Annotated in this window: 1 protein-coding gene; it reads right to left on the minus strand. The window is 62.2% G+C overall.

The genetic code is table 11. The features are described 5' to 3' along the window. The coding region (locus AC0QUY_RS42655) for a TCP-1/cpn60 chaperonin family protein (protein ID WP_475391735.1) at nucleotides 1–621 on the minus strand (621 nt) is incomplete at its 3' end. Between the last annotated feature and the right edge of the window lie 106 nt (nucleotides 622–727).

Raw genomic sequence — 727 nt, forward strand, 5'->3', positions numbered from 1 at the left:
ATTGGTGATGAAGTAGGGCGAGACATAGCCGCGATCGAACTGCATGCCCTCGACCACGTCGAGCTCGGTCCCGAGCGACTTCGCCTCATCGACCGTAATCACGCCCTCGTTGCCGACCTTCTTCACGGCCTCGGCCAGCAACCTGCCGATTTCGGCATCGCCATTGGCGGAGATGGTGCCGACCTGCGCGATCTCGTCGTTGGAAGTGATCTTCTGCGAGTTCTTCTTGAGATCCTCGACGACCGCCTCGGCCGCAAGGTCGATGCCGCGCTTCAGGTCCATCGGATTCATGCCGGCGGCGACTGCCTTGGTGCCTTCGCGAACGAGGGAAGCCGCCAGCACGATTGCAGTGGTTGTGCCGTCACCGGCGACATAGGAGGTCTTGCTCGCGACCTCGCGCACGAGGCGCGCCCCCATGTTCTCGAATTTGTTCTTGAGCTCGATATCTCCGGCGACCGTCACACCGTCCTTGGTAATGCGGGGTGCGCCAAACGACTTTTCCATTACCACGTTGCGGCCCTTGGGCCCGAGCGTCACCTGCACCGCGTTGGCGAGAATGTCGACACCGCGCAGCATGCTTTCACGCGCCCTGCCGGAAAATGCGATTTGCTTGCCTACCATGGATGGTTCCCGATTTGACCAGGTGACCTCGCGGGCGCCGCGGGCGTTCTAAGTCCGAATTTGCGGTCCTCCCTTGCTTGCCCGCACAGCAGCGACCCTCGGAGCG

The sequence above is a fragment of the Bradyrhizobium sp. WYCCWR15520 genome (assembly GCF_056174665.1).